Raw genomic sequence first — 1682 nt, 5'->3', positions numbered from 1 at the left:
CTTAAAAGGGGAGGCTTTAAACCACAATTATTTAATTAATAATTAATAATTAATTATTAATTAAATAATTGTTGGCTGTTGGAATGGTTTATCAAAACGTTTACTTAAGGATGTAACTGGGGAGGAAATAGAAGATAATTATCCGATGAAACGGGCGGTTGCTTTTTCTCGTAGTATTAAAGATTCACAAAAAATTGTCAAATTATTCGCTGAAATTATTAATCAATATCAACAGTTAAATCCTGATGATGAGGAGTTTTTACAATGTGAATTAGATCATGTTGATGGTAAACACAATTCTTTGGAAAGAAATGGAAAATTAGAATGGTTAAAAGCTGACACTAATACTCAAGAAAATATCTGTCGAATTTTGTCTAATGCGCGGTGTTTATCTGAAGGAGTTGATGTTCCGGCGTTGGATGCGGTGATGTTTCTTACTCCTCGAAATTCTGTGGTGGATGTGGTTCAGTCTGTGGGGAGAGTGATGCGGAAAGCTGAGGGAAAAAAGTATGGTTATATTATTTTGCCTGTGGGTATTCCGGCAGATATTTCTCCTGATATTGCTTTGAAGGATAATCAAAAATATAAGGTAATTTGGCAAGTTTTACAGGCTTTACGGGCACACGATGATAGGTTTAATAATACTGTTAATAAAATTGATTTGAATAAACGCCGTCCTGAACAAGTTAGTATTGTGGGAGTTGGTGGTAAGGAGAATGATAATTATGGGGGTAAAAATGTAGATGGTTCGTATAAACAATTGGAGTTAAACTTAAATTTTCCTGTGGAGGAATGGCGAGATGCTATTTATGCGAAGATTGTTGTTAAATGTGGTAATCGTCGTTATTGGGAAGATTGGGCAAAAGATGTGGCGAAAATTGCTGAAAATCATATTTCTATAATTAAGGGTTTATTAGTAGGGGCGAATGGAAATTCATCTATAAAACAGGTTTTTGATGATTTTTTAGGAGGGTTACATCAAAATATTAATCCTAATGTAACTGAGGATGAAGCGATTGAAATGTTGTCTCAACATTTAATTACTAAACCTGTTTTTGATGCTTTGTTTGAAGGGTATGAGTTTACTAAGTTTAATCCGGTTTCTCAGACAATGCAAAAAATGTTGGATGTGTTGGAAGGTGAATCTTTGGAGAAGGAAGTTCGGGGTTTAGAAAAGTTTTATGACAGTGTGAGGGAACGTGCTAGTGGTATTGATAATGCGGAGGGTAAACAGAAGGTAATTACTGAGTTATATGATAAATTTTTCCGTACTGCTTTTCCTCGGTTGGCAGAAAGATTGGGAATTGTTTATACTCCGGTGGAAGTGGTTGATTTTATTATTAAAAGTGCTGATTTTGCTTTGAAAAAAGAGTTTGGTTTGGGGTTAACTGATGAGGGTGTACATATTTTAGATCCGTTTACTGGTACGGGTACTTTTATTGTGAGGTTGTTGCAAAGTGGGTTAATTAAAAAGGAAGATTTATCACGGAAGTTTGGTTATGAATTACACGCGAATGAGATTGTTTTATTAGCTTATTATATTGCAGCGATTAATATTGAGGAAACTTATCATTTTTTAAGTCAATCTTTTTCAGATTCTGTCATTGCGAGGCGGAATAAGCAAGAGGATAATATTAATATTGATGATAATAATTTAGCTGAAGTAATTTCTAATGATGGTG

1 protein-coding gene is annotated in these 1682 nt (G+C 34.1%); it reads left to right on the top strand.

What is annotated here, in order from left to right:
* Window positions 1-145: 145 nt before the first annotated feature.
* Window positions 146-1682, top strand: a 1537-nt coding sequence (locus tag AFK68_RS00280; RefSeq protein ID WP_256386453.1) for a helicase-related protein, incomplete at its 3' end; no start/stop codon positions are given.

Source organism: Hydrocoleum sp. CS-953 (genome assembly GCF_002260545.1).
In the GTDB taxonomy this organism is placed as follows: Bacteria; Cyanobacteriota; Cyanobacteriia; order Cyanobacteriales; family Microcoleaceae; genus Trichodesmium.
This window is presented reverse-complemented; position numbering and strand designations above follow the sequence as displayed.